Source organism: Planctomycetota bacterium, from assembly GCA_016872555.1.
GTDB lineage: Bacteria > Planctomycetota > Planctomycetia > Pirellulales > UBA1268 > F1-20-MAGs016.
In genome coordinates this window covers 1-5578 of sequence record VGZO01000103.1, presented here as the reverse complement: position 1 = coordinate 5578, position 5578 = coordinate 1, and the positions used below count along the sequence as shown (strand labels likewise).

The window sequence follows — 5578 nt, the reverse complement described above, 5'->3', positions numbered from 1 at the left end:
ACTCACTCGGCGGCAGAAGCACGCGGTCGACCTGGTAGCGCTGGCCCTCGTGGTAGACGAGCGACTTGGGGCCGAACTCGCTGATCGCGAGGAAGCGGGGCCGGTTGAGATACTCCTGATCGCGGCTGCCCGCCCGGCCCGGAATGAAGGCCGAGAGGGGAAGACGAGGGAAGTTGTAGCCGGGGAGGAATCCCTCGCTGGCGAAATAGCGGTAGGAAGAGAAGTCGGACTGCTGGCTCCCCCTGCGGTCTTCGTTGAGAAGCAAGTCGCGCTGCAGCTCCGCCTCGCGGCGGAAGCGGGCGGCGTCGTCGCGGGCCCGCTTGGTGATCGAGTGGTCGTTTTCCCGCTTGTGCTCCCGCTCGCGCTGGGCCATCGCGGCCCGGTAGAGGTCGCGCCACCGGTCGCACGACCGCTCGAATCGATCGGGCAACTGGAGCAGCACCTCGTCGAGCCATCTGTCCGAATACCATTCCGCGTCGGCGAGCTTCCCCGCGATGCTCGCCAGGAGCACGCGCGCCCGATGGCGCGTGCGGGCGATGGCATGGGGATCGTCGAGGTGGGCGCGGACCTCGTCGGTGACCGGCATGCCCGGTTGGGTCTCGAGCTGGACGAGGGCCCGGAGGCTGTCGTGAAGATTCAATCCGCTTTCGGAGAGCCAGATCGCATGGACGTGCGAGCGGACGAGCTCTTCATTGGCGACGTCGATCCGCGGCGGAGCGACCGACCCGGCCACCATCTGCTCCTGCCGCTTGAAGAAGTACTGGTCGTGCGAGCTGCCGGCGGTGCAGTAGGTGACCACCACGGCCGGCTGGCCGCTGCGGCCGGCGCGGCCTGAGCGCTGCGCGTAGTTGGCCGGTGTCGGGGGGACGTTGCGGAGATTGACGGCGTTGAGATCGGCGATGTCGACACCGAGCTCCATCGTCGGCGAGCAGAACATCAGCGGCAGGTCGCCGGCCCGGAAGCGCTTCTCCCGCTCCTCGCGGACGGTGGCCGGCACCTGGGCAGTGTGCTCGCGGGCCTCGAAGCCGGCGACGTTCGTCGCGGCCGTCTTGTAGAAGGCGACGTAGTAGGGATTGGGGCGCAGGCCCCGCTCGGGCGCCCGGGGGACCCGCAGCGGGCAGTGGAACGCCTGCGATCCGTCGCCCGGGAGCCAGCGCATCGTGCTGGCATTGAGCTGGTAGGCCGGGTCGTCGTCGGTGCCGGAGAGGACGAGATTCGTGCGGGTGAGCACCCGGCAGAGGTCGCGGATGATCGCCTGGGCGTCGTCGACAGACAGGCCTCCACCGAGCACGGCGGGACGGCGGAGGTAGCGGCCGACGGTGCCGCGGGCACTCAAATAGAGGGCGCTGCCGCGGTCGTCCCCCTTGGGGCGTGGGAAGGCGAGACGGCCGGCGTCGAGCTCCTCGTCGGGGTCGATCCGCCAGCCTTCGGCGAGCAGGTTGCTGCTGTCGCGCTTCATCGCCTCCTGCCACGGTTCGGTGAGGCAGTCGGCCTGGATGGCGAGCTCCCGACGCAGGTAATTGAGAACCGTCCGCGCCACGCCCGAGCGGACGGCGGGAGTGGCCGTGGCGAGCGCCCGATGGGTGCCCTGCCAGTCGGTGTCGCTCGCACACAGCTCGTCGAGCGACTCATATTCGACGTTCAACAGGCCGCACTGCTCGAGATTGGGCATCGACAGGCGCCAGCCACGCTTCATGTCGAGGAACACGCGGTAGGTGAGGACGTCGCGCATGGCGCGCCAGGTGTTTTTCCTGACGTTGAACTGGGCTTCGGGCTGCGCCGCATAGAGCGCGAACGCCGCCCCTGGCGGGAGGCCGGCCTCGAAGGCGTCGAACACCCGCTGGGGGAGATCGCGGTATTCGATCCCCGGCGCCCCGGCCGCGGCGACGGCGGCATGGAGGCTGCCGCGGATGAGCGCCACCTGGACGAAGTCGTTGAAATGGCCCGCCTGGAGAGAGGCGTCTTGTCGGTTGTCGGTGAAACTCAACAGCTTCTGCGCCGCGGCGTCGAGCTGGCTCTCCTGCTTGAGGAACGTCACGAGGCTCGTGGAGATGAGCGTCGTGGCGCTCGAGCGGCCGCCGAAGCCGACCTCGCCGAGGACAGGGCGATCGGCCCCGCGCCGCTGCTGGTAGGAGACGCCGCAGGCGGGGCAGAACTGGAACGGGCTGGGGATGAAGAAACAGGTGAGGCCGTGCGGGTCGGACTGGCCGTCGACGGCCACGTGCTCCAGATGGGGAATCTGTGCGAGGCGAGTGCGGCGCAACGCCTCCTCGCCGCCGCGGATCTCCTTCCACTCGTCGGGCAGCCGTTCGAGGACGCTCTCGCTGGTGTGATCGGCCAGGGGCCAGGCGCGCCGCGGATCGGAGCTGTGGAACAGATAGCCCGGTTTCGACTCCGCGGTCTTGGCCAGGTCGCCGAGGTCACGGGGCTCGAACGACGGCAGGCCTCCCGACGCGGGCTCATGGCGGACGACCGACGCATAGTCCTGGCCGCATTCGCGGCAGAACACGAGGGGAAACAGGAGGGCCTTGTCGTTCTCGGGCTTCGTCTTCTGGGGTTGAAACGTGATGTAGCGCTCGGCCTCGCGCTCGAGCGTGGCGTAGACCGTGTCGCCGCGGCTGAGGAACTGGTGGAGGCGAAACGCGAACGCCGGCTGGCCGGCCGCATTGCGGGCCTTCTGGTAGCCGCTCATGAGCTGGGCGGTGACCAGCGCGGCGGCGTCGGTCGCGTCGCTGCCGGTCTCGGCTGCGAGCGTGATCGCCGCGGCGTGAATGGTCTGTGGGACGGCCCGGACGAGCCGGTCTTCGTTCGCGGCCGGGACGACGCCGAACGTCGATTCGATCCAACTCGAAAGGGGATCGGCGAGGAAGGTGTCGTACGACTCCGGTGGCGCTGCCTTCGATGTCACCCGCGCACGGAGCGCCGCGCGGAACCCGGCATCGGTCACGTCGCCGTGCGGAGTGGCTCGGCGGAGCGTCTCGCCGATGACCGACTCCGGCCTGACCTCGGCACCGAACAGCCCGGAGGCGACGTGGGCGATCTCCTGCCGCTGCTCAGCGAGCGTGCCGGGGCCGGCGATCGTGGCCGACGTGCCGACATACTGCAGCCGCGGCGCGTCGAGTTGGTCGCGGATCCGGCGGCAGAGCATCGCCACGTCGGCACCCTGGCGGCCGCGGTAGGTGTGCAGCTCGTCGAGGGCGAGGAACCGCAGCCCCTGCGCCGCCTTGACGATCGCCTTCTCGGCGACGCGCGTGAGGATCAATTCGAGCATGACGTAATTGGTGAGGATCACGTCGGGCGGGTTGTCGCGGATCTCGCGGCGCTGTTCGTCGGTCTCCTGCCCCGTGTAGCGGCGGACGCGGACCGGGGGGCGGTCCGGGGCGTAGGGCATCGTCTCGAGAAACTTCGCCAGCTCGCCCGCCTGGCTGTTGGCCAGGGCGTTCATCGGGTAGACGACGATCGCCTGGATCCCCTTGCCGGTGCCGTGTCGCAGCACGTGGTCCACGATCGGGATGATGTAGGCGAGGCTCTTGCCCGATCCGGTGCCGGTCGTGAGCACGTAGTTGGCAAGCAGACGCGCGATGCGGATCGCCTCGTCCTGGTGCTTGTGGAGCCGCATCGGCGTGCCGGGGCTGTCGGCCGTCTTCCGTGCCCGGAAGATCTTCGCGCAGTCGGCGTGGAGCACTCCCTCGCGCACGAGGTCGTCGACGAGACTCCCGGGCTCGAATGCCGGGTTGAGCTGGACCAGCGGCGACGGCCACAGCACGCCGCTGCCGAGGGCCTCGTCCACGACCTGCTTCACGCGTGGATCGGCGATGTCGACGAACGAGCGCACGAAGGCGTCGTAATCGTGGACCAGCCGGTTCCGCATCTCGAAGACGTTCATGCCCGTGGTTCCCTGTCGGGCGGCCGTGCCCCCACACCCGAGCCGCCGGCACGCGGCCCGGCCGGGTGAGGGATGGCAGCCCCGAATTCTACCCCAGAAACTCCCGACCATGACCGTCCGTTCCTCACCCCCGCGCTACGCACCGGCCATCGCGCTGCCGCCCTATGCCTACGTCCCGGGGCATGGCCACCCGCATCCGGTCAACGATCCGCGCGGGCATTCATATGCTGCCCGTGGCCGGCACGCGCCCGTGCCGCTCGCTGCCGACGGTGCCGGACCAGAGCGTGGCCCTGCTGCCGATGGCGCCGCCGCGGGGCTGCCAGACGCGCAGGTTCTTCCGAGCGACCACGTCGCGCGCGGGGGCGATGATCCACTCTGGCTCCACGCTCTCGACCTGTTCAACGAGGGGTTTTATTGGGAAGCGCACGAAGCCTGGGAGGGTGTCTGGCACGCGCGTGGTCGCACCACGCCCGACGCGCGGTTCGTGCAGGGGTTGATTCACCTCGCTGCCGCGGCGGTGAAGATCCGCGAGGGGAAGCCGGCCGGCGTCGCGCGCCACGTCGCGCGCGCCCGCGAATTGCTCGCCGCGCCAGCCATGGCCGGCGGCCAGGCTCGCGACCATGCCGCCGCGCTGGCGCTCGATCGGGAGAGCATCGCTGCCGTTCTCGACGAGCTAGCCGCCTACCGCCCCGAGTGCTGGCACACGTCGCGCTGCGACGTCGTCAAGTTGCTCGTGGCCGGGTTGCGGCCGGGGGCGTGACCTGGCGATCGCGGGCCTGCCAGGGGATGGCCACCCGCGTACCCACAGTCTCACTCGCCAGCGATCACGCGCCGCACCGGTTCCGCCACGACGCGGCGCAGCGCCGGGATGTCGCTCGAACGGAGTTGCAGCATCCGCGTCGCCATGTCGCGCGGCAGGCAGTCGGCAAACTTGAGGGCGTTTACCGCGTCGGTGTCGATCACGGGGAGGAATTCCTCGTCGGCCAGCCCCGGCAGCGATGCCAGGATGTCGGCGAGTGAGTCGGATTCCTGGCCGTCTTCGATCGTCACCGAAAAATTGTCGAACGTGGCCGATCCGGCGATCCGGCGTCCGATCGCCGCGGCGAGGCCGGCGTTGGCCGCTCGACCGGCGAATGTCCACCACTTCAGATCACGCTGCCGGGCGCCGACCATCGTCGTCGCGTCCACACTCACCCAGGGAAACTCGTCACGCGCCGTTCGGATCGCTTCCCGCGCCCGGGAGGACCAGCCGGGGCGCTCGCCGTCGTCCGCCAACAGCGCCCGCATCCGCTGGCACAGGGCATAAGACAGCCCGGGGCCGTTGCTGCGCCATCTCGACGTGCCGGGGTCGGTGGCAGGCTCGGCATACACCAGCCCCCGTGGCCAGTCGATCGATCGCACGAGCCATGACCTGGCGGCGAGTGAAAGGATGATCGGCCGGTCCTTGGCCTTCGGCATGAGCGACGAGGCATCGACGTGGCCCAGATCGGTGCGGCCGTGGACGACCGTCAGGAGCGGGGGCGAGAGAAAGACGCTCATCACCTCCATGTAGTGCCGCCACCCGTACCGGCGCTCCCCCGGCTCGTCGATGGCGAGGATCCCCTGGTCCTCGAACAGGATCCGCTCGGCGAGCATGTGGTCGATGACCCGCTCGAGGGCTTCGGGCGGCTGGACCGCGAACCCGGGCATCCG

The 5578-nt window shown here is 69.7% G+C and carries 2 protein-coding genes; one reads left to right on the top strand and one right to left on the bottom strand.

Annotated elements, in window-relative coordinates; genetic code table 11:
* Positions 1-3997 (bottom strand): DEAD/DEAH box helicase (locus tag FJ309_17040; GenBank protein MBM3956279.1); only part of this gene is annotated, 3997 nt, incomplete at its 3' end.
* On the opposite strand from FJ309_17040, the gene FJ309_17035 reads away from it, so the two are divergent.
* Positions 3996-4646: a DUF309 domain-containing protein gene (locus tag FJ309_17035; protein ID MBM3956278.1), complete on the top strand. Its 651-nt coding sequence runs from the start codon at positions 3996-3998 to the stop codon at positions 4644-4646. The genes FJ309_17040 and FJ309_17035 overlap by 2 nt on opposite strands.
* Positions 4647-5578 lie beyond the last annotated feature (932 nt).